Annotated in this window: 19 protein-coding genes and 1 pseudogene; 14 read left to right on the top strand and 6 right to left on the bottom strand. The window is 42.6% G+C overall.

What is annotated here, in order from left to right:
- The first annotated feature begins 8 nt into the window (after positions 1–8).
- The 7 genes and pseudogenes from ABTV53_RS18145 to ABTV53_RS18115 all read left to right on the top strand — a co-directional run.
- Positions 9–854: a TlyA family RNA methyltransferase gene (locus tag ABTV53_RS18145; protein WP_433744950.1), complete on the top strand. Its 846-nt coding sequence runs from the start codon at positions 9–11 to the stop codon at positions 852–854.
- A gap of 84 nt (positions 855–938) precedes the next feature.
- On the top strand, positions 939–1424 hold the full coding sequence (locus ABTV53_RS18140) for a hypothetical protein (RefSeq protein ID WP_315936962.1): 486 nt from the start codon (positions 939–941) through the stop codon (positions 1422–1424).
- 83 nt (positions 1425–1507) lie between these two features.
- A complete protein-coding gene (ahrC, locus tag ABTV53_RS18135) occupies positions 1508–1957 on the top strand; it encodes a transcriptional regulator AhrC/ArgR (RefSeq protein ID WP_017687604.1) in 450 nt (149 codons plus the stop codon).
- Between the two features lie 54 nt (positions 1958–2011).
- Positions 2012–3730, top strand: a complete 1719-nt coding sequence (gene recN, locus ABTV53_RS18130; RefSeq protein ID WP_433744947.1) for a DNA repair protein RecN — start codon at positions 2012–2014, stop codon at positions 3728–3730.
- 120 nt (positions 3731–3850) lie between these two features.
- The gene (gene spoIVB, locus ABTV53_RS18125; protein WP_433744945.1) at positions 3851–5179 is read left to right on the top strand and encodes a SpoIVB peptidase; all 1329 of its coding nucleotides are present in this window, start codon (positions 3851–3853) and stop codon (positions 5177–5179) included.
- Between the two features lie 195 nt (positions 5180–5374).
- Positions 5375–6181 carry a sporulation transcription factor Spo0A gene (gene spo0A / locus ABTV53_RS18120; protein WP_433744943.1) on the top strand — a complete coding sequence of 269 codons (807 nt, stop codon included), beginning with the start codon at positions 5375–5377 and terminating at the stop codon, positions 6179–6181.
- A 160-nt stretch (positions 6182–6341) separates the two neighbouring features.
- Positions 6342–6435 (top strand): annotated as a pseudogene (locus tag ABTV53_RS18115) (integrase); the annotation flags it as partial.
- A 390-nt stretch (positions 6436–6825) separates the two neighbouring features.
- On the opposite strand, the gene ABTV53_RS18110 reads toward ABTV53_RS18115, so the two are convergent.
- Positions 6826–7353 (bottom strand): pyruvate kinase, encoded by a 528-nt coding sequence (locus ABTV53_RS18110; protein WP_433744941.1) that lies wholly within the window; start codon positions 7351–7353, stop codon positions 6826–6828.
- Between the two features lie 125 nt (positions 7354–7478).
- Positions 7479–8279, bottom strand: a complete 801-nt coding sequence (locus ABTV53_RS18105; RefSeq protein ID WP_433744938.1) for a hypothetical protein — start codon at positions 8277–8279, stop codon at positions 7479–7481.
- Between the two features lie 1130 nt (positions 8280–9409).
- Here ABTV53_RS18105 and ABTV53_RS18100 point away from each other — a divergent pair.
- Entirely contained in the window at positions 9410–10366 is a 957-nt protein-coding gene (locus ABTV53_RS18100; protein WP_433744936.1) for a GGDEF domain-containing protein, read from the top strand.
- Positions 10367–10580: 214 nt separating this feature from the next.
- Here the strand turns inward: ABTV53_RS18100 and ABTV53_RS18095 are convergent, their stop codons facing one another.
- Positions 10581–11393, bottom strand: a complete 813-nt coding sequence (locus tag ABTV53_RS18095) for a FlxA-like family protein (RefSeq protein WP_433744933.1) — start codon at positions 11391–11393, stop codon at positions 10581–10583.
- A 199-nt stretch (positions 11394–11592) separates the two neighbouring features.
- On the opposite strand from ABTV53_RS18095, the gene ABTV53_RS18090 reads away from it, so the two are divergent.
- The 5 genes from ABTV53_RS18090 (at position 11593) to ABTV53_RS18070 (ending at position 18852) form a co-directional block, all read left to right on the top strand.
- Positions 11593–13554, top strand: coding sequence for an ABC transporter substrate-binding protein (locus ABTV53_RS18090; protein ID WP_433744930.1), 1962 nt, complete (start codon positions 11593–11595; stop codon positions 13552–13554).
- A 124-nt stretch (positions 13555–13678) separates the two neighbouring features.
- Positions 13679–15652, top strand: a complete 1974-nt coding sequence (locus ABTV53_RS18085) for an AraC family transcriptional regulator (RefSeq protein WP_433744927.1) — start codon at positions 13679–13681, stop codon at positions 15650–15652.
- Positions 15653–15811: 159 nt separating this feature from the next.
- Positions 15812–16846, top strand: a complete 1035-nt coding sequence (locus ABTV53_RS18080) for an NAD(P)/FAD-dependent oxidoreductase (RefSeq protein ID WP_433744925.1) — start codon at positions 15812–15814, stop codon at positions 16844–16846.
- Positions 16847–17187: 341 nt separating this feature from the next.
- On the top strand, positions 17188–17838 hold the full coding sequence (locus ABTV53_RS18075; RefSeq protein ID WP_433744922.1) for a hypothetical protein: 651 nt from the start codon (positions 17188–17190) through the stop codon (positions 17836–17838).
- 537 nt (positions 17839–18375) lie between these two features.
- A complete protein-coding gene (locus ABTV53_RS18070) occupies positions 18376–18852 on the top strand; it encodes a hypothetical protein (RefSeq protein WP_017687614.1) in 477 nt (158 codons plus the stop codon).
- 116 nt (positions 18853–18968) lie between these two features.
- On the opposite strand, the gene ABTV53_RS18065 is transcribed toward ABTV53_RS18070, so the two are convergent.
- Positions 18969–19568, bottom strand: a complete 600-nt coding sequence (locus ABTV53_RS18065; protein ID WP_062835251.1) for a thymidine kinase — start codon at positions 19566–19568, stop codon at positions 18969–18971.
- 176 nt (positions 19569–19744) lie between these two features.
- On the opposite strand from ABTV53_RS18065, the gene ABTV53_RS18060 reads away from it, so the two are divergent.
- Complete coding sequence (locus tag ABTV53_RS18060) at positions 19745–19957, top strand: hypothetical protein (RefSeq protein ID WP_433744919.1); 213 nt, start codon at positions 19745–19747, stop codon at positions 19955–19957.
- An 8-nt stretch (positions 19958–19965) separates the two neighbouring features.
- On the opposite strand, the gene ABTV53_RS18055 is transcribed toward ABTV53_RS18060, so the two are convergent.
- Positions 19966–20313 (bottom strand): potassium channel family protein, encoded by a 348-nt coding sequence (locus ABTV53_RS18055; RefSeq protein WP_433744916.1) that lies wholly within the window; start codon positions 20311–20313, stop codon positions 19966–19968.
- 63 nt (positions 20314–20376) lie between these two features.
- On the bottom strand, positions 20377–20694 hold the full coding sequence (locus ABTV53_RS18050) for a DUF2627 domain-containing protein (protein WP_278294295.1): 318 nt from the start codon (positions 20692–20694) through the stop codon (positions 20377–20379).
- Positions 20695–20870 lie beyond the last annotated feature (176 nt).

Here is a 20870-nt window from a genome sequence, read left to right as displayed (position 1 = left end):
AGAAATACATGTCACTCCCGAAAGAACGAATTGATGTTCTGCTGGTTGAGCAGGGCTATTACGAAAGTCGTGAGAAGGCAAAAGCTGCAATCATGGCTGGACTGGTGTATGCCAATAATGAGCCGATCGAAAAGGCGGGCATGAAAATTCCAAGGGAAGCCAAGCTGAAAGTTAAAGGCTCGGTACATCCCTATGTCGGCAGAGGCGGATTGAAGCTCGAAAAAGCGATCCGTCATTTCGGCCTTGATATGAATGGACTTGTCATGCTCGACATTGGTTCATCCACCGGTGGATTTACGGATTGTGCACTACAGCATGGTGCGTCTCACGTCTACGCTATCGATGTGGGGTATAATCAGCTCGACTGGTCTTTGCGTAATGATGAGCGGGTTACTGTTATGGAACGAACCAACTTTCGTTATGTGACTCCTGAAGATCTGACGGGACCAGTGCCGAACTTTGCGAGCATTGATGTGTCATTCATTTCACTGCGAATCATATTGCCGCCACTCCTGGCTCTTTTGAAACAACCTGCAGATATCGTTGCATTGATTAAACCTCAATTTGAGGCAGGGCGTGAAAAAGTAGGCAAGTCCGGTGTGGTACGTGATACGAAGGTGCACAAGGATGTATTGCAGACGATGCTTCATTTTTCCAGTCAACTTGGTTTGCATCTGCAGAGTTTAACTTTTTCACCGATAACCGGAGGAGAAGGTAATATAGAATTTCTCGCACATTGGCGTCTGGAAGCACCAGAGGCAACACAACCAGAGATCGATCCAGCTTCACTTGATGCACTTGCGGAGCAAGTTGCGAAGGAAGCAGCTCATACATTTACGGGAAACTCATCATAAGATGGGTTTCTTTTCGCTGGAAAGGTGATTGATGTAAAGGGAAATCGTTACTGAACCTCGAATATGTCTTCGAGGTGAGCGATAATGGATGGTCAATATGACACAATCGTTATAGGTGTACTTGCTGTCTGTTTGATCTTGTGGCTGTTTTTTGGCTTGCGTAATTGGGTGAACCGACCGATGCCGGTAAGCTTGTCTGGAATGCAACTGAACGTGAAGATTCAGGATTCCCCGGCCTTGGATTTGCTTGAAGCACAGGGTTACGAAGTCATCGGTGGCAAAATGAAAGTCCCTCTGGCTTTTGAGGCCAATGAATCCGTTTATTACAGCAGATTATTCATTGATTATGTTGCAGAACGTGAGGATCTCAGATACCTTGTTAAAACGTCTCGTCGCAGACAGCCAATTGAAATGACCGGGCCTGCGCTAAGGGATCGCTTCCTCAATTATCTGTTGTTATACCCTGGCTGTGAAGGATTGCTGTATGTTGACTTGGAGGATTCCGATATTAAGTTAATCAGGCTCATGGACTATCAGGAAGATGTGTATGATGGGGATGATCTGGACTAATATAAATAATGAACATTGCAGGGCAAAGTCTGCGGCAAATTTCAATTGCTGCTTTATTGCAATACATTTAACTGGAGGCATGTATGAAAGGACAAAGGCACATCAAGATTCGTGAAATCATTAGTCAAAATGAAATTGAGACCCAGGATGATTTGGTTGAAGCACTGCGCAAGTCAGGTTTTCAAGTGACTCAGGCGACGGTATCGCGGGATATCAAGGAACTTCTGTTAATCAAAATACCGATGGATGACGGCAGATACAAGTACTCTTTACCGACAGACCAACGATATAATCCGATTCAAAAGTTGAAGCGTGCGCTCGTTGACAACTTCCTGCACATTGACCACACCAACAATCTGGTTGTGATGAAATGTTTGCCGGGAACAGCCAATTCCATTGCAGCTTTGCTTGATAATATTGAGTGGAATGAAGTCATGGGCACGATCTGTGGAGATGATACCATTTTGATTATCTGCCGGACTGAAGGTAACAGCGTGACCGTTATTGAGCGGATCATGGGTTACATTGCTTAATGAATGGTTCAAAAACATAATATCTGAGTTAGTCATCCGGAGGTGTTTTTGCAGATGTTAGTTACGTTATCGATTCGCAATCTGGCTGTGGTGGAAGAAGTGGACGTAGTATTCCATCCGGGATTCCATGTACTTTCAGGGGAAACGGGTGCAGGGAAGTCGATTATTATAGATGCACTTGGCTTAATTGCCGGTGGACGGAGTTCAGCGGATCTGATCCGGTACGGGTGTGAGAAGGCAGAGATGGAAGCCCTATTTGAGATGGAGCAGAGTCATCCGGTATGGCAGACATTAGAGAAGCTGGGTATCCACTGTGAGCCGGAAGAGCATTTGGTCATTCGACGTGAGTTGAACATGCAGGGGAAAAGTACGTCCCGTATTAATGGGCAATTGGTCAATCTGACCATGCTGCGTGAAGTAGGCGAGAAGCTGATCAATATCCATGGACAGCATGAACATCAGAGTTTGCTGCGCGCAGAGAGCCATCTGGGGCTTCTCGATACCTATGGCTCGGAAGTCATCGGACCTGTCAAAGCGAAGTACCAAGAGCGCTACAGCAAGTTTATCACGGCGGAAAAGGAACTGCGTGCGCTTCAGGAGTCCAGTCAGCGGGCATATCAACTCTTGGACATGTATCGCTTTCAGCTTGAGGAGATCGCAGCGGCAAGCCTTACACGAGGCGAGGATGAATTACTCGGGGAAGAACGGGTCAAACTATCCCATAGTGAGAAAATGATGGACAGTGTTGCTGGTGCATATGATCTGCTCAGTGGTCAACGCGGACTTGAAGCTGTGAGCATTGCTCTTTCAAGAATTGAAGACATTTCTGGATATGATAGCAAAGGACTGCAACCGATTGTAGAGCAGCTGCAATCCGCATTTTATCAATTGGAAGATGCGACTTTCCAATTAAGGGATTACCGTGAGAAGATTGAATTTAATCCGGCAAGACTGGAAGAAGTGGAGCAAAGGCTGAATCTGATTTCTGGCCTCAGACGGAAATACGGGGACAGTGTTGAACTTATTCTGAGTTATTATGATCAGATTAGCCATGAGACCGACCAGCTGGAGAACAAGGACGAACGGCTGGAGAAATTGCGAGCTGAACGTGACAAAATGCTTAACCTTGTGATGGAGTCTGCTGAAGAACTCAGCAAGGTTCGCAAACAATGCGCGGAAGAACTTGCTGCACAAGTGGAAAGCGAACTCAAGGATCTGCAGATGGAGCGGACTACACTGCGTGTTCAGATTACTCCATTTGAAGATCCGAAGGGCATTGAATGGAATGGACGCCGTATTCGTCTGAATCGTCAGGGTGCGGATAATGCGGAATTCCTGATTTCACCGAACCCGGGCGAGCCATTACGACCACTTGGCAAGATTGCTTCAGGTGGTGAGTTGTCGAGAATGATGCTGGCGATGAAGAGTATCTTTGCGCGACATGATCGGATACCTGTGTTAATTTTTGATGAAGTTGATACCGGAGTTAGTGGTAGAGCAGCTCAATCCATTGCGGAAAAACTGTTCCGCTTGTCTTCAACTTGTCAGGTTTTCTCAATAACTCACTTACCACAAGTGGCTTGTATGGCAGATCATCAGTATCTCATTGAGAAACATGTTTACGATGGACGGACGATGACGCAGGTGGAATCACTGTCAGACGAAGGCAGAGTGAAGGAATTGGCACGTATGCTGGGCGGCGTGGAAATTACAGAAAAAACGCTGCATCACGCACAGGAAATGCTGAATCTGGCGGAAGCCAAAAAAGGGTGAAACGGACGGCTGGCGTAATGATTGACAGTAATAAAAGCCTGGGGGCGAGGTTATCTTATAGGTACGCAATTGGCGACCACCTTTCGTCAAGCGAAAGAAGCAAAGGGAGTGTGACAGCCATTGAATTCCCCCCTCAGGAAGAAATTGCTAGGTCTTTTATTTGCCTTCTTTCTTTGTGTGATAAGCCAGGCCATTCAGCCTGTGCAAAGTTATGCTTCACTGCCGGATGAATTGCAAGTGTTTGCTGGCAGGCAAGCGGATGTCCGGCTCGCTGTACCTGCTGCTTCAAGCGCCGTTGTAGATCGTCCTGATATCGTTGGTTTGGATGATCAGACAGCGATGCATGTTACCAGGCAACAACCTTTGCATCTTCACCCCCAACAGACGGGACATGCCAAATTAACGTTGAAGTTGTGGGGTAAAATTCCGGTCAAAACAGTCCATGTGAATGTGATACCGGATTTGCGTGTTGTACCCGGGGGTCAAACGATTGGCGTCAAAGTTAAATCGGCAGGCATTCTGGTGGTAGGTCATCATCTGGTTCACTCTGGGCAGGATGAGCGTGTATCGCCAGGAGAAACGGCAGGCATTAAGCTCGGAGATCTGATTACGCATATGGATGGTAAACGCCTTGATGGCGTGTCAGGTGTCTCTGAAGCCGTTGAACTTGCAGGTAAAAGTAAAAAAGGTATTGATGTTGTGTTGAAACGTGGTAAGGAAACGGTGAAGACACGATTAACTCCGGCGTATGACTCCGAGGATCAAGCGTGGAGGCTTGGATTGTACATTCGTGATTCTGCAGCCGGTGTTGGCACACTTACCTTCTATGCTCCAGATCAGGGCGTATACGGCGCACTGGGTCATGTCATTACAGATATGAACACTCAAACATCTATTGTTGTGGGTAGTGGTCAGATCGTTCAGTCCAATGTGACGTCCATTTCAAAAAGTGAGACCGGTGATCCGGGTGAAAAACGTGCTCATTTCCTCAAGGAAAGCAAAATTTTGGGCAATATTGAACGTAATACGGCTTTTGGCATCTTTGGTAAAATGTCTGGAAATCCTGAGCACAGTCTATATTCAAAAGGTATTCCCGTCGCTTTCTCTCATGAAGTCAAAGAAGGACCTGCAGAGATACTTACCGTAGTTGATGGTCAACAAGTTGAACGCTTCTCCATTGATATTGTCCATGTGGCAGATCAAACGGAGCCAGCAACAAAAGGTCTGGTACTTCGAATCACGGACCCGAAACTGCTGGATAAGACCGGAGGCATCGTTCAAGGGATGAGTGGCAGTCCCATCGTACAAAATGGTAAGTTGATCGGTGCAGTGACTCATGTATTCGTGAATGATCCGAAATCGGGTTACGGTTGTTTCATTGAATGGATGTTACAAGATGCTGGCGTTATGATGAAAAAGGAAAACGATAAGAACCTCAAGGCTGGCTAAATAGCCCTGAGGTTCTTTTTTGTCGAAAGCAAACATAATATATCGGATAATGAAATAAATTATTTATTATATAGGATCAAGAAAAAAAAATAAAGAAAAATAATTTTCGACAGGAGGAATTTAACTTGCTGTGTCGAAAATTTAACGTGTAAGGAAATGTACGAAACGATGTTTAATTTAAAGGAGGATACCGTTTTGCAAAAAATTGAGGTATTGCTGGCCGATGATAATCGTGAATTTACGAATTTGCTTGCCGAATATATATCTGAGCAGGAAGATATGGAAGTAACCGGTATTGCATACAATGGAGAAGAAGTACTGCAATTGCTGGAGCAAACTCGGGATGTGCCGGATGTATTGATTCTGGATATTATCATGCCTCATCTGGACGGTCTAGGTGTGCTTGAGCGCTTGCGCAGCCTGAACCTGTCTCCACAGCCTAAAGTCATTATGCTTACGGCATTCGGACAAGAGAATATCACACAGCGTGCCGTGCAACTCGGAGCTTCTTATTACATTCTCAAGCCATTTGACATGGAAGTGCTTGCGAATCGTGTGCGTCAACTGGTTGGAACACAGACCGCGATGTCCACGAGCAATGGATCATCCATGTTCATGAAATCCAATGTCGTGCCAATGGGTAAACACAAAAATCTGGATGCAAGCATTACGTCCATCATACATGAAATCGGTGTACCTGCGCATATTAAGGGATATCAATATTTGCGCGAAGCCATTACGATGGTGTATAACAATATCGAAATTTTGGGAGCCATCACCAAAACACTGTATCCGGCGATTGCCGAAAAATTCAAAACCACGCCGTCCCGCGTCGAACGTGCGATCCGTCATGCCATTGAAGTGGCGTGGACACGCGGTAACATCGACAGCATCAGTCACTTGTTTGGCTACACGATCAACATCAGCAAGTCGAAACCGACGAACTCTGAGTTCATCGCGATGGTTGCAGACAAGCTGAGAATTGAACATAAGGTAAGCTGAACGTAGGCGTGGTGCGGGTTTTGGCATATTTACCGTCTGAACAATTTTGGTGGTAAATATCTGGATCATTCGATTTGGAACCGATAAACTTTTATGATATAAACCAACTAATACCGTCATTTATTGGGTTTGGAAAAATCCAATGAAGGGCGGTATTTTTATGAATGATATTGAATTTCAGTTAGATAACTTTATGCTGTACTGTTCATCCAAAAATCTTTCACGTAAGACCTTGTCAAGCTACGAGCAAACGATGAAGGTACAGTCAGGGCATATCTCTCTTATAAAAGAAACAAAGATGGTTTTAAACAATGTTCTGATGCAATTTAATTTGATTTATGTGAAGTATGCTAAGTATAGGGACTTAAAGTTTTAATGAATAAATATGCAAAATTGAATTTAATCAGGTGTTTCAAAATATTTTTATATAATATGGATATTGTAGGATCCTTAATATTGTCTAATCCAATTTATACAAAACTTTTGAGGGACAAGGGGAGGGGAAGTTTAGATCATAATAATATTCCATGTGGTATTTTTTACAAGTGAGTGTTCTACAGCGACGGACTATTTCGTCGAGAAAATCATGCTTACTAATAAAATAGCTCTTTCAATAAGAAAGAGCATCAAGGAATGGTTATAGTTTAATTGTGCAGATAAGTATCATCACCGTTCTGGTTACCAAAATAACGGAGACGATAACCTTCTTTATAACGTGCTATGACTTTGTCAATTAACAGATCATCTTCAAATTGAATGTGACCAGTTAAATAGAGAGCTACCAAGTATTCTTCAAATAATAAGTTTCCCAGAACCATTTCCTCTTTGGGAATTTCCAGTTGTAACACACCTATCTCAATACATAACATATGAGAAAATCCTCGTATTGTAGAGTTGATGATCCAAGCAAATTCTAATGGTTCATAAATTTCTTCTTCGTTGTTCAGTTTTAGCAGCTCAACAATTCCACGTTGATCTTTGAAAACATAAGCAGCAATAGCTTGATCAAACTCAGCATCAGGGTCGTTACTTAAATCAGAAAATATACTTAGATCGACCTGTTCCGCGTAGTATTTTTTGATTAAGCGATCATGAATTTGCCCTAAAGAGAAAGGATTAGGGATATCAAGAGTGAGATATTTTTCGTGTAATTTTTGTATATCAATTTCCAATCTTGTTTCCTCTTTTCCTTGGATTATTTGGTAAAGTTAAAAAATAAAGTGAACTTAAAGGTATAAGTTCTGGAGATGGTATATGTAATTCTATACTAACATAAGAATAACCTTATTGCTTAGGATTATGGTTTCTTTATAGCTCCCATTTGACTTTCAGTTCCATAAAAAATATGACCTGAGCGAACTCCGTTTGGCTTCTGTCCATGGAAATGCCAGAAATAGCGAGTGTCATTGTAGTTCGTTTTGTAATGATTTTCTGGACCAACAATCTTACCTCCGCTTGCATGTTTAGATGCGAGAGTTCTAGCATCGTTGTAATTAGGTGTCCATACTTCACCAAACGGACTGGTAACACGATCAAGTGCTTGCTGATCAGTTAATGGGGAACCTACATACATGTAATTTTTATCATATTTAACTGTATAATATTTAGGTTTATCTTTCTGTTTGCTCTTTGTGAGTTCACTCACAAACGCTTTAGCTTCTACGAAACCATCAATAACTGCTACTCCAACAGCGGCTCCAGCAGCCAGCCAAACTAAAACTTTTCCGATTTCCCAACCAACCCAAGGGAGTACCCATGCTACTTTCGACTCTTCAAGTGGGACATCTTTTCCAATAATATCAAAGTCGCCAATGTTTACATTATGGTAGTTCTCTTTAGACGGAGTTTCTGCAACGTTACTCTGACTTTGACTTTCATTATCTGTGCGAGCATCCTCTGTAATATTTGAGCTTTCATCAGGCACAGTTTCTGGAACAATATTATTCTCTGTACTAGTTACAGTTTCTTGATCGTTTTGCAGTTTTTCAACCCCTGCGGCTAACGAATAAGATTGTGCACCTGTCACAGCAAATAATAAGAAAGCCATGGTTAGAGCAGTAATACGGAAAAACGATTTTAAAGATGCCTTTTTAAACAATTAAATTCCCTCCGAAGTTTTTTATTTACACCATCTCCAAAATGGGTTATCGATTCTACTAAGTTAATTTAGAACCAATAATTAGGAGGATAAGGCAGGTGACATCAATAAGCAATGATAGTAATAATACGTATTATTTGGTAATGTAAAAATTTATTGGGTATTAATTTACATAAGGAAATATGAAGAGGTTCTAATAGTTCAATGATACTTGATCTAATATTCTTAAATTTTGCTTTGACTACATTCATAGGTTATTGATAAATATTAATAAGATTGATCTTTGTGAAATGTTTTTTACATATGGTGTAATTGCATACGTATGAAATGGTGAGCACTTCCTTTGAAACAAGAAGGGAATCGTTCCATGCAATATATTGTATCTATTATTATTAAAACATTTTTTGAAATTTTCGTGAGTTTTGCTTTGAAAATGCTTGTGCAATTTCTTCGTAATTGTATCAGTAAAATGATAGCAAGAAGAAGAAGAAGGAGAAAGAGAAAAATTAAAGTAACAATTGTGATTGTGAAGATCAAAGTGTATCGATTAAAATAATTTCAATGTGAAATTTGCTCACCTGCTGTTCTCCTGTTTCTTGGGGGAGACAACAGGTGAGAAATAAAATAAAACATAAAAATAGATTTTGTCGAAAAGGTTGCCGTGTGTTTAGAGGCAGCTTTTTTGATGTCTAGAATAAGGTAAGCTGAAAGGATTAGGGGTAGTAAGCGGGCAAGGAATTACTGAATTCAGTTTATATTCTGGCCAAATGAATTTTGGCGGCTAATATCTGAATTCGTTCATTTCAGGCCGATAAACTTCTGTGAGATATGCCAACGAATACCGTCAATTATTGGATTTAAGATCCAGTAATTGACGGTATTTTTGCATAACGAAATAACAAAGATTCATGATGATGAAATTTATTTTTGCATGATTGTTTCCGAATTTTTAGATTAAGCAATAAAGAAAGCGCCCTATAGCAAAATTCAGAAATATGATCTTTCATAAATTTTTACCTTCAGTTAACGCTTTTTCAAGTAGAAAGTGGTACGATGTGACCATTGACAAAGACCTACATATATATTTGAAAAGTTCGGATTAGATGCTACGAACAGAGGGGTAGAATCGTATGTTTACGCAAATAGGCGAGATTGCTGAACCAATTCCTGTAGTACAATCTGATACCAAATGTGATATCGTCTATCATCTTTTCAAGTCCAATCCCAGTCTGGAAGGTATAGCTGTTATGGGGGAGAAGGGTGTGTCATTGATGATGCGCCCTCGATTCTTTCAGCAGATTGGCACTCAGTATGGCTATAACCTGTATATGGGACGTCCGGTAGAACTGGTGATGAACACGCAGGCTCTGGTCGTAGATTATTCGGAACAGATTACAGATGTCAGTGTTCTAGCCATGGACCGCGATGAAGGTGAAATATATGATCTTGTGTTGGTCACGTCAGGGGAACGTTTCTTTGGAGCTGTGAGTATTCGACGTTTGTTGCTTGCTGTTGCTGATGTACGGGCTGAAATGGCGATTTTCATGAACCCGCTAACAGGTCTTCCAGGGAATCATATCATTAACGAACGGCTATATCAGGCGCTGCAGATGGACCATTTTAGCGTACTGTACGTTGATCTCGATCAATTCAAATCCTACAATGATAGCTACGGCTTCAAAATGGGGGATCAGCTTATTCAGGCGACAGCTAACTTGCTTCGCAAGCTTTTTGTTATCCCTGAAGCTTTTCTTGGACATATCGGTGGTGATGATTTTATTACAATCCTGAATCACCATGATTACAAATATATTAGTGAGGAAGTCATCTCAGGTTTTGAGGAAATGAAAAAGACGTTCTACAACGAACATGATTGGCATCATCAATATGTTCTGGGGGAAGGACGTTCCGGGCTAAATCGGCCCATTCCTCTTGTGTCGGTATCCATCGCCGTTGTAACCAATAGCAAGCGAAAATATGAAAACATAGATCAGATTATTGATGAGGCCACAGGCATCAAAAAAGGTTGTAAAGCGATTGCTGGCAGTATCATCTGTGCAAATGATACCGCCAGTACTCCGTGCTAGAAATAAAAATACACATACGATCTAAATTGATCCGAATTCTAGGTTTGCCTTAATACCCAAACATTACGATGCAGAAAAACCGCTACGTATCAGGAATTAGTCACCTGTCATAGCGGTTTTTCTATCATTGGATGCGTGCGGGTCAAAGGCTGTGTTTCGAAAAAACACTTCAACCGCAATATGTATACATATAAATTAGTTTAATTAGAGCGTGTCAGATTCGGATATCAACGGATGGATATGAAGCAGTAGGAGATGCAGAAGCCGGATTATGCGGGCCGTTTCCGGATTGCTGATCTGTGATTCCGCCATCTGACGGGTGCTCCTTACTTTCCGTTTTCTTTCCTTCATTTACTTCCTTATCTTCTTCTCCAGATGTAGCAGAAATAGGAGTTTGTGCTGCCTCTTTAGGTGCGGGCTGATGGATATCTTTCATTAGATCCCCAATCTTTTGATTGACCTTGCTCAACTGGGTGTTGATGTCCTGGACAACCTCTCGTTTTGCCTGAAAGACGGTGCGCTCTGCGTTTTCCAACATCATTGATTTGCCGGGATCGAGATCATTTGTAGGAGGATTAATCTCCAGAACAAGTCGGTCGAATCGGGTCTCTCCTTCAGTGGTCTGAATGGAGCCCTGCATGCGATCACGCAAACCGACCAGCTTACCCAATTGATCATAAGTCTGACTATGTTTGATTAGATGATCCAGTGAAGGGGCTTGTGTCTCATCGGTTGGTTTGGGTTGTTGCTGTTGAGTCTTTTCAGGCTGTCTTAATTTGTTTTTTTCCTGTAATTCCTCTGCTTTAATTTGAGCAATCTGGCTGTCGATCTGGGAGATGGAGCTTGTTAAGGATTTAATCCGCTGAGCTTTGGTTTTGGTATCCAATTCGTCATTGGTTTTTACCCCTTGCATTTCTTCATTGAGTCGGATCTTCTGCTGCATGAGTCCCTGAATTTCTTTATCCCGATTGGAGACTTGATTCCCGGGAGTGAAACTGCTTTTGGTTGCAGATGAGATTGAATTCATATCCTTTGTTCTCCTTCTCTTTTTATCATGGCTCTATTTACATATATCGGATATTAAGAGAAGGATTTGAATAGTTGTTTTGTCTGATGCATTCATTACGGCGGTTGTATTGCGTACTTCATCATAATAATTGATAATGGTTATCAATAAGTTAGTAGAGTATAGATACTATTTAAGTAGACGGAGATGGGTTAGCAAAATGTGGAATGATTATTATATCCTCTGGAACTATGCTGCGGTGAGTATAACAGATATCCGTTACATGGAATTAGAGGCATATGAAGAGATGAAATACAAATTTCCAACAAGTACCTTTGTACTCACCATTCAGGGTGAAGCTGGAGTGAGCATTGACAACCAAACGTATCAAGTGAGTCGCTTTTATATTCTCCATGGGGGAAAAGGGAGTAAGTTGGTGATTCAAGCAGGCGAATCCGGATTGCGTTTATATTACTTGATGTATAAAGCCAACCTGCCTAGTGGAGGAAGAAATGATCTGGGAAGGTTAATGGAGCGAATCAATCCGTTCCAAATAAACTATGGATTTACCCCCAATACGCCAACCATTTTATATGAGCAATTGAAACAGATGCACGTTTTGTGGGATCAAAAGAACTCTATTCAGCACTTTCAGGCCAAGAGTTTGTTCTATGCATTTGTGGAGCAGGTATCGTCACAGATACCTCGGGTGTCCAATCGCTATCCAAATATTACGGATCAGGTCAGCAAAGTCATTGAAATTGTAAAGTCTTCCTATACCCAGCCACTTACGCTTCATGCTTTGGCAGAAATGATCGGTTCCAGCCCAAGAAGTTTGTCACGCAAGTTCAAACAGTCGACTGGAACCAGTCCCATCGATTATCTGATTCAGTTTCGTTTGTTCAAAGCCAAAGAGATGTTGCTGCACACGGACGCCACGTTGGATGAGATTGCGGCTGGCATCGGTTATCCGGATGGATATTATTTGGGACGTATGTTCAAGAAGCATACAGGTCTTTCTCCTTTGCAATTCAAAGAAAAGACCTCAACACCCCTATATTGGCCTGATCTGACATCAGGCATGGCGCGAAATGACATTTTCAGAGGTGGAAGTGGAAGGTATGTTTATACTGATGGTGATAATCATTATCAATATAAGCATGGAGGGTCAATCAATATGAACAGACAGACAAGAACGGGAATGCTGCTGAGTATTCTATTAAGTCTTACATTACTGCTAAGTGCCTGCTCTACAGGAGTTGCCAGTAATTCAAGCGGGGATGCATCTGGAAGCAATAGTACGTCAAGTTCAACGAAGACAGTAACAGGGAAGAATGAGGGCAAAACATCGGAACCACGTACAATCTCAACAGTTAAAGGAGATATTACAATCCCCGCTGAACCTAAACGGATTGTGGTTGACTTGTATCTGGGAAGCCTAATTGCTCTGGGAATCAAACCTGTGGGTACACCTGAGTTGAACCTCAAGAATCCTTATTTTATCAAGGCACTTGAGGGTGTGGAAAATATTGGTGAATACGAAACCATTTCGCTCGAAAAGGTGTTGGAACTTGAACCAGATCTCATTGTAACAGGTAATCCTGATTTATTTGATTCCTTTAGCAAAATAGCACCAACCCTGGTTGTTCCTTTTGGTGAATTGAAAAACACCCACGAAGAGATTGCCTATTTTGGTGAGGTGTTGAATAAAGAAAAAGAATCTGAGGCTTGGTTAGCCGATTATGACGCAAGAATTGCAGATGCCAAAAAGCGCGTTGGTGAGGCGATTGATCCAGCATCCGAGGTGTCGGTCATGCAGTTCAATGATAAAGGGCCGTTAGCCTTTGGTGATAATTTTGGTCGGGGAGGTCAGGCAGTCTATAGCGCGCTTGGTTTGAATCCTCCTGCAGATAAAAAAGAGATTTTAATGAAGGATCAACTGGTTGAAGTTTCATCGGAAGCGATTCCTGAATTTGCCGGAGATTACATTATTCTAACAGCAGACAACCTGACACTGGAAGAGTTGAAATCCAAACCGGTCTGGAGCTCATTAGATGCGGTTAAAAATGATCGTGTGTTCATCTGGAGCCAGGATCGTTCGTGGTACTTTGACCCGATTGCAACATTGGATCAAACAGAGGAATTGGCCGCGTGGTTTACGAAGATCTCTGAACCAAAATAAGCGTAACAAATGCTTGGTGAGATGAAATCCAATTCCATTCTAAAATTATAGTTGATAATGAAAATTATTATCAACTATAATGGAAGAATGATGACCTTGTAAGGCTGGGATTGGAGAGTAATTGATGCAATTAGACGAACAGATGAAATGCTGGAATTTTGCCGCTGTTAAGGTTCTGGATATACGCCAGATCGTTATGGAGGCAGGTGAACAACTGAGTTCCTACACACTTCCGGCAAATGGTTTTATATATACGATTCGGGGATCGGCTGTCCTCCAATTGGATGGACAAACATACAAGGCAGAGCGATTTTACATGCTTCATGGGGCCAAAGGGTCTTCACTGGATATCCAAACCAACGAAGATTACGAATATCTTCTGCTCTATTACAGAGCATTCCTTGCCTTCCCCAGTTATCGCAAAAAGTGGTTATTGACACAGCCTGAGGTTACACCGTTCTCTTTGCAATATGGATTTACACCAAGTAGTCCGCTTGGACTGTTACGTTACCTGGATGAGATTGAAGAGGCATGGGCACAGTCTGGAAGTCTGGATCTGCTTCATACGAAAAGTTTATTTTACCAATTCATTCATGAATTGATGGTTCAGCTAACAGAGCAAGAGATCAAAACAGAGTTTGCTGACCCGGTGAAACAAACACTTCGTTACATACAGAACCATTACAGGGAACAGGTCACGCTTGATTCTCTGGCTGAACAATTCAACTACAGCTCTCGTCATTTATCCATGCAATTCAAAAGAAAAACGGGTTACAGTCCAATTGATTATTTAATTCAGACTCGAATCGCCAAGGCTCGTACTCTGCTTGTACGATCTGATGCAACACTGAGTGAAATTGCAACAGAGGTGGGTTATTCGGATGTGTATTATTTTAGTCGTATCTTCAAAAAACATGTGGGGATCTCTCCGATCCAGTATCAACGAAAGATGAGAGAAGAAGCTAGAACAGAGGATCGTCCATTGCAAATATCTGAATCGTCCATTGGCCGAGGATGGAAGTCGGGATATATTGATTATGAGAATCATTATCAATATATAGACGGAGGGTCTACACCAATGAAAAGAAGAAAAACAAGTTCAAGTATGATTATGGTTGCATTATTGAGCATCACGATGCTCCTCGCAGCCTGCTCCTCAGGTACAGCAACAACACCAGCAGCTGGCGAAGGAACGGGTGCCAGTTCCAATAATAGCAGTACGGCCGTGTCATCAGACACAGGAAGCCAGACGAACAAAGACAATGAAACACGCACGGTCTCGACGGTTAAAGGGGATGTTGTTGTTCCAGCAAATCCTAAACGGGTTGTTGTATTGTATCTCCAGGGAGACGTCGTTGCGCTTGGAATTAAGCCAATTGCTACATCTGAAGTATTCAACGGGGCTGCCTACAAGAGTGAGCTTGAAGGTGTAAATTCACTAGGCACCTGGTTCGAACCGAATCCGGAAGCTGTCATTGACCTTGATCCGGATCTGATCATTGTTCCTTCAGAAGAGACGTACACGTTGTTAAAGGATATCGCACCTACGGTATATATTCCGTATGAAAAAATGACAACAGAAGAAAGACTCCAAAGTATAGCGAGTATTTTTGGCAAAGAGCAGGAAGCTGAGACATTAATTAATAATCTCAATAGCAAAGTCGAAGAGAGTAAACAAACACTGGCAGATGCAGGCATATTGGACAAAACGGTTTCCATTGTGGAGGGCGGTTTGAAAGGTATGGTTGTTGTGGAGAGTAAGCAATATGGCCGAGGATCTCAGGCATTATATGAATACTTGGGGATGAAAGCCCCTGAGATTGTACAGAAAAAAATTGATGTGGTTTCGGACGCGGGCGGCTCCAATTTATCCATGGAAGTATTGCCTGAATATATCGGGGACTACGTGTTTCGCTCGGTGTATGAGGGGGCAGATAACCTTACGGATGATCCAATATGGAGCAGCATACCGGCTGTTAAAGATGGTCGCCTAATTGAGATTGATTTTGATTTCTTCTACTATTCAGATATCTATTCAATCAATAAACAAATCGATTTTGTCGTTGAAAAGCTGTTGGCGGCTCCAAGAGCTCAATAGTGAAGAGCGGAGTTACTCTTAAATGTTTTGTACAAGAAATGTTTGTTTTTTAGCCATTGTATTTTGATAAGATTACCATTACACTAGGATTTAAGTGATAATGAGAATCGATATCAAATACTCGATGTTCTGGATCGAATTAACGGAGGTATTTTTAATATGAATCAGCAGTTGGAACTTTATGATGTAACCATTATCGGCGGTGGCCCTGCGGGCATGTACTCTGCCTTTTATAGCGGAATGCGGGACATGAAGACCAAATTGATTGAGGCACGTGACAGATTGGGCGGTCGCATGTTATTTTATCCGGAGAAAATGATCTGGGATGTCGGGGGTGTGACGCCAATCTTGTGTGAGGATCTAATCAAACAATTGGAAGAACAGGCACGCACTTTTGAGCCAACCCTTGTATTTGAACAACAGATTGAAGGATTCGAGCGTCAACCTGATGGCACAATTCTGTTAACTTCTGCAACAGGTGAACAACACTGGACACGTACCGTCATTTTGGCAATTGGATATGGGATATATAAAATGGCCAAGCTGGAGCTTGAAGGTGCAGACCGTTATGAGGTTAGCAATCTGCACTATACTGTGCAGGAACTAGAGCCATTCCGTGGTAAACGCGTACTGATCTCGGGTGGGGGCGACTCTGCTGTGGACTGGGCGAATGAACTGGAAGCACTGGCAGAGCAAGTGACGGTTGTGCATCGTCGTGACCGCTTTGGCGGGTTGGAGCGTAATGTACTGCGTATGAGAGAATCCTCTGTAGATGTCCGTACACCTTACGCCGTAGAGACATTGCATAGTATGAGTGGTGATGTGATTGAACAGGTGACCATCTCACACGTGGACACTGGTGAAACTGAATTGCTTGAAGTCGATGCTGTCATTGTAAACCATGGCATGAAGAGTGACTTTGGTGCAATCCGGGATTGGGGACTTGATCTTGGCGAATGGCACGTCACTACAACGGAGAGATTGCAAACAAACATTCCTGGCGTATTTGCCGCAGGTGATTTTGTAGATTATGGTAGCAAACTGTACCTAATTGCGGGTACTTTCACTGATGCTGCCCTGGCGGTAAACAGTGCGAAGCTATACATGGACCCTGAAGCAGAAAAAGTAGCTTATGTTTCTTCCCATAACAGTCGCTTTAAGGAAAAAAATAAAGCTCTTGGTGTTGTAGAATAATAAATGTTTACATTTGGATGCAAGTAAGCTGACTTCGGGTTAATCCTTAATCCCGAAGTCAGCTTTTTTTGCATAAAATGGGTAATAAGAAGGCATAATTTCAACAGATACAATGGTTGCCGAATTGAATATACACTACCAAATGTCTATAATAAGCCTGAGAAACATTAGAATAACAACTATATAAATTGAAATAAACATTTACACGATAACGGAGAGGACAGAAAAAATCTGGGGATAGCAGCGATTGGAAGATTGTTCTGTCATCGTAGTGCCAGTGTAAATAAACTTTAAATCAACTTATATAGATACAATAACTAGATCAGAGTGGAGTGCAGCGTATGAAAAAGGGATCACAGCCACAACGAGGTTTCACTTTCATCCAGCGGTGGTTCAAACGACCTGATAAAAAAAAGATCAAATGGTCTGAAATGTATCTCGCACTGGCTGGCGCGCTTCATCGCTTGTTGGTTGAAGGGCGGCGTGAACGTTCAGCAGCCAAGCGGCTGCATCAGGACTTGCCCATTAACGCGTTGGGTGAGATGAAGCTAGAGCCAGGGGATATTGTGTACACGCCAAGCTCGGAATCAACGTATTACGCCGGACATATGGGCATTATCGGTCTCGACGGCAAGGTGTATCATGTGCACCCTTATGGGCCTGTATTTGCTGATTCATTAGAGTGGTATCTCACGCGGTTTTATGAAGGAGATCGCTTCATTGTATTCCGTTCCAGACTGAATGAGGCAGGAATGAAAGCAGCCGGATGGGTACATGACCATTATAAGCAGGTAAAATTCTACCGTTTGCAGACCAATCTGCGCAGCATTGAGCGCAATTACTGCTCCAAGTTTATATATCAGGCCTATCAATTCACATCGGGACTGGATCTGTGGAGCCGCAAATTTACCCGAATGAATCAGGGGTATATCTATCCATTTCGAATTGAGCGCTCATCAGAGCTGGACGTTCTGGGAACTTTTTATAAATAAGGTGGGAACCGACTAAAATACTGTTCTTCCGAAACTAAGGAGGGCAGGTTCTGTCGGTTTTTTTTATATGTGTAGAGATTAAAAACAGGAAAAACGCTCAAAACGTCGAATAGATTATGAGATAGGCACGTACAACTTGGAATCGTATACATAAATAAAAAAGGCGAGATGATCTTTAGCCCAGAGCAAAAAAATGACTACGAAGTACACGAACAAGAAAGAGTGAAGCGAGATGAAATGGCCGGGCTTCTTACAACGATTCCGACCGAACAAAAACGTGGTTAAGCTATCGGACTATATCCCAAAAAAGGAAAGGAGGCACTACTGTTCCATATGCAAGAAAAACGTTAAATCGATCGTGCATTATGCGGCGCCACAGGGAAATGTTTCAGGGGTATGCAGTTCTTGTAAGTCTTTGGCGGATGAACGTGGAATGTTTCCCATTTAATAAGAAGAGATGCGCTCAGGAAATAAGAATTTTTTGATTTATGCGCGTTTTTGTAGTACATTAGCAAATGTATTCGAAGGAGGATTCTAATGTACTCAGGTAGACAAGACGATACTTTATACATCATGACCTACACCTTAAACAGCGGTATCAAGGGTACGGTTCCACTGTCTAATAAGCAGATTATTGAGTGGCTGGATTGCTACAGAAATGAGAAGCGCTTCGTGACCGAAATCGGCAAGGAGTTTTTTGGATTGAATGCAGGATTGGTAGCAGACTTCAAGGTTCAGAATCATTTATCAGACTATCAGCAGACCATTATGCCTACACAGCAACAGGATAACCTGGAACGCCTGTCCAGTGCTTATAAATCAACCGAGTTATTAATGAAGATTGATTGTAAATGCGGCACGGCTTACGTGACGGAATCTCCATACAAGCGCACGAAATGGTACTGCACGAAGTGTAAAGAGATTGTATTTTTGGATGCCAAAAAAGGAATGGTGGAAACGTCGCGTGGTGACGCTTACTACATGACCAACAAATATTTTGTTTCCCGGGACTAGCGGGAAGTGATCCTGTAAGCATCGCTGCAAAGCGGTGCTTTTTTGTGCGAATGTTTGCTCTATAACAAAAAAGCCCCAAGGGGCCTTTTTGAAAGATATCTAAGATCTTTTAGGCATTATGATGAGCATTCAACTTTGTGAGGAGGAATGAAGCAGCAACGGCAGCGTGGCTCGTAAGCTTCTGAATCGCCAATCATGACAACTGGACCCAAGGTAACAGGTTCACCATTGACGATACGTTGCGTAAAGGCTGCATCCGGGCTGCCACATACCGCACAGAAAGCCGAGAGTTTCTCAATGTCATCTGCCATGGCGAGCAAACCCCCGACATATCCGAATTCCTTACCACGGTAATCCATATTAAGTCCGTCCACAATGACATGTTTGCCACAATACGCTAACTCCGAGACAAGTTCCATAATGGCACTGCTGAAAAATTGTACTTCATCAAATGCAACAACATCAGCATCTATGGTTTGGTTCAAGATCATTTCTACGGATTCCGGGGTTAATTGCCGGGGAATGGAATGGGCAGGGAGTCGATAGCCAATGCGGCTCACGATCTCATCCTGGGCAAACCGATCATCCTCGGCTGGTTTGTAGGCCACAACCTTTTTACGGCCAAATTGAATTAATTTCTGACAACGGCGAATGAGTTCACCGGATTTTTCACTGAACATGGGTCCAGTAATTACGGTAATACGTCCTGTTTGCACGGTGCTGCTACTCCTCTCACATACGGGATTCAACAAAAAAAGCGACCTTTACAGAGTACCACAAAATCTTTGGAAAGAGCCAGAACTAATCTGCGCAGCTTTGTGTTACTATATGGATTGTTAAGGTATTGGTTACGGCAGCTAATTAACAGGAGTTGTGAAAAGAGGTGTTTAGTATGAGTGAAGCATTAACATCACTTCAAAAGCGATATGAAAGCTTGAAAGAGCAGGGTTCTCTAGATGAAGCGGCGCAGGCATTATTTGCAGAACTGTTCGCAGAAGCGGAGAGACTGCAGGCAAGTAACCTTACCTTGCGTAGAACGATCTTGAAGTCTTCTTCCAAAGAATCACGTATGTCTACCAAACTGCGGGATGCCTTATACGAATGACCCGGAGATTACTCCGGGTCCTCTTCTGTCTTTAATTTGCGAGGGAATAGAATACCTGCTGTAATTCTGGCAATCATGGCAAAGGTGAGACCAATGCCTGCAAACATGTAGATTACGGTAAAGGCTTTGCTGAATCCGGTGGATGGCACAAATTCAGGATGTCCCACCGTAGTCAGAGTAACCGCACAGAAGTATAACGCATCGATCCAGTGCAGACCTTCAACACGAGTGTAAAACAAAGTTCCTGACAGCAACGTTGCTGCCGTTAAGGTAAACAGAGCCAGAAACTTGGGGTCTTTGAATGCATGGAAAATGCCTTTGAGCAATCGTTGTAACGTGATTAGAAATGATACCATGATGATCCATCCTGTCTATGTAAAGTAGGCGGTGTGTTGTATAAACACACAAAAAGCCCGGACTCATGGAGTCCTTCCGGGCGTCTCTGCTTTTTCGGGTACATTCTTGGAACGGAAACGGGGACCTACATAATTACGCTTGCGGTCACGGAACAGGATCCAGCCTCCCAGAAAACTCATACCTGCGGCAAAAAGGACAAGTCCACCGCCAAAGGAGAGCCATTGGAACCCTGGTGAAATCAGTTCGTTCCCGTGCTCGGCATAATATAGGAACAGGGCATCTTTCATCATCAGAAAACCCTTCATTGCCATTAACCCGGGGATGACCAGAACAACAATTGCCAAAAATCGCGCAAAGACCAATCTTGTATTCATGAGCATTATACCCTTTCTGCCAAAGTCGACATTAAATAAAGGTTACGCTTACAGATCATACCTGATTCCATCATAGCTTGGAAAGCATAGGCTGTCCATGTGTGATTGCTTCAAACTTTGAGTTGACCGCTCAAGGAGAGTACAATGGCATATAGAGGGTATAGGCCAAACCATGATTCAAG

This window comes from Paenibacillus amylolyticus (assembly GCF_050990605.1).
In the GTDB taxonomy this organism is placed as follows: domain Bacteria; phylum Bacillota; class Bacilli; order Paenibacillales; family Paenibacillaceae; genus Paenibacillus; species Paenibacillus amylolyticus_H.
This window is presented reverse-complemented; position numbering and strand designations above follow the sequence as displayed.

Bases quoted from the DNA above. Each gene is read 5' to 3' on its own strand.
- recN (WP_433744947.1), top strand. From the start codon at position 2,012: ATGTTAGTTACGTTATCGATTCGCAATCTGGCTGTGGTGGAAGAAGTG.
- ABTV53_RS18075 (WP_433744922.1), top strand. From the start codon at position 17,188: ATGAAAAAGGGATCACAGCCACAACGAGGTTTCACTTTCATCCAGCGG.
- ABTV53_RS18095 (WP_433744933.1), bottom strand. From the start codon at position 11,393: ATGAATTCAATCTCATCTGCAACCAAAAGCAGTTTCACTCCCGGGAAT.
- ABTV53_RS18080 (WP_433744925.1), top strand. From the start codon at position 15,812: ATGAATCAGCAGTTGGAACTTTATGATGTAACCATTATCGGCGGTGGC.
- ABTV53_RS18070 (WP_017687614.1), top strand. From the start codon at position 18,376: ATGTACTCAGGTAGACAAGACGATACTTTATACATCATGACCTACACC.
- ABTV53_RS18140 (WP_315936962.1), top strand. From the start codon at position 939: ATGGATGGTCAATATGACACAATCGTTATAGGTGTACTTGCTGTCTGT.
- ABTV53_RS18060 (WP_433744919.1), top strand. From the start codon at position 19,745: ATGAGTGAAGCATTAACATCACTTCAAAAGCGATATGAAAGCTTGAAA.
- ABTV53_RS18100 (WP_433744936.1), top strand. From the start codon at position 9,410: ATGTTTACGCAAATAGGCGAGATTGCTGAACCAATTCCTGTAGTACAA.
- ABTV53_RS18090 (WP_433744930.1), top strand. From the start codon at position 11,593: ATGTGGAATGATTATTATATCCTCTGGAACTATGCTGCGGTGAGTATA.
- ABTV53_RS18085 (WP_433744927.1), top strand. From the start codon at position 13,679: ATGCAATTAGACGAACAGATGAAATGCTGGAATTTTGCCGCTGTTAAG.
- ABTV53_RS18055 (WP_433744916.1), bottom strand. From the start codon at position 20,313: ATGGTATCATTTCTAATCACGTTACAACGATTGCTCAAAGGCATTTTC.
- ABTV53_RS18050 (WP_278294295.1), bottom strand. From the start codon at position 20,694: ATGCTCATGAATACAAGATTGGTCTTTGCGCGATTTTTGGCAATTGTT.
- ABTV53_RS18145 (WP_433744950.1), top strand. From the start codon at position 9: ATGTCACTCCCGAAAGAACGAATTGATGTTCTGCTGGTTGAGCAGGGC.
- ahrC (WP_017687604.1), top strand. From the start codon at position 1,508: ATGAAAGGACAAAGGCACATCAAGATTCGTGAAATCATTAGTCAAAAT.